At 76.1% G+C, this 1,215-nt stretch carries 2 pseudogenes; both read left to right on the top strand.

The features are described from left to right. Nucleotides 1-201: 201 nt before the first annotated feature. Nucleotides 202-516: pseudogene (locus tag AAHZ94_RS34335) on the top strand (LacI family DNA-binding transcriptional regulator); the annotation flags it as partial. A 195-nt stretch (nt 517-711) separates the two neighbouring features. After that, nucleotides 712-1,215 (top strand): annotated as a pseudogene (locus tag AAHZ94_RS34330) (substrate-binding domain-containing protein); the annotation flags it as partial.

Raw genomic sequence — 1,215 nt, 5'->3', positions numbered from 1 at the left:
CCGATATAAACAAATGGTTTTTGGTCTGCTGGTTATTTGGTTTAAACGACCCGGGGGGCCGCACCGCAGGCACCAGCAGGACCACGAAAGCCAGCCGCACGACCACGGTCCGCGGCGCGACCAACGACACGAACGACACGACGGCCGGTTCGGCAGCACCGACGACAGTAGGGGTGAAGGACGGCGGATGGAGCGGAAGCGATGACGGTGACCCTGGCGGACGTGGCGGCGCGGGCCGGGGTGTCGGCGGCCACCGTCTCCCGGGTGCTGAGCGGGAACTATCCGGGCGCCGAGGCCACTCGGGCCCGGGTGCTGCGGGCCGTCGACGACCTGGACTACGTGGTCAACGGGCCGGCCAGCGCGCTCGCCGCGGCCAACTCCGACCTCGTGGGCATCCTCGTCAACGACATCTCCGACCCGTTCTTCGGGATCATGGCGGGGGCCATCCAGGCCGAGATCGGCGGCGGGCCGCCGGCGGCCCCCCGGCCCGCCCCCCCCGGCGCGGCGCTCGGCGGCCCCCCCGCCCACGCACCCCCCCCCCCCCCCCCCCCCCCCCCCCCCCCCCCCCCTTTTTTTTAAATGATCCGGCCACCCCCGAGATCAACACACGGAGTAGCGGCGGCCGCGTCAGATGTGAATACCCCCCCGCCCCCGCCCGCGCGGGGGGGCGGCCCCCCGGCGGCCCCCGGGCCCGACGCACGGGGCGCGGCGATCGGCGGCCCCCCGGCCAAGGCACCGACGGGCCCGGCCAACGCCGGCGCCGAGAAGCTAGCCGTCGTCTGCAACACCAACGGCTCCCCCGAGCGCGAACTCACCTACCTCACCCTGTTGCAGCGCCAGCGCGCCGGGGCCGTGGTGCTCACCGGCAGCGCGGCGGACGACCCGGCGTACACAGAGCGGCTGGCCGCCCGGGTGGCGCGGCTCACCTCGGCCGGCACCCGGGTGGTGCTCTGCGGCCGGCCGCCGGTGCCCGGTGCGCTCACCCTCACCTTCGACAACCGCGGTGGCGCCCGCCGCCTCACCGAGCACCTGCTCACCCTCGGCCACCGGCGGATCGGCTACATCGCCGGGCCCGCCGACCGCACCACCACCCGGCACCGCCTTGAGGGCCACCTCGCGGCGCTGGCCGCGCACGGCATCCCGACGCCCGCGGAGCCGCCCCAGGCCGGCGGCCCGGCCGGCCAGCGGACCGACGGCGGCCCGCCCGCCCCCGAC

The sequence above is a fragment of the Streptomyces sp. HSW2009 genome, from assembly GCF_040240285.1.
Lineage (GTDB): Bacteria > Actinomycetota > Actinomycetes > Streptomycetales > Streptomycetaceae > Streptomyces.
Note: the sequence above shows the minus strand (reverse complement) of the source record. Positions and strands in the feature narration are given on the sequence as shown.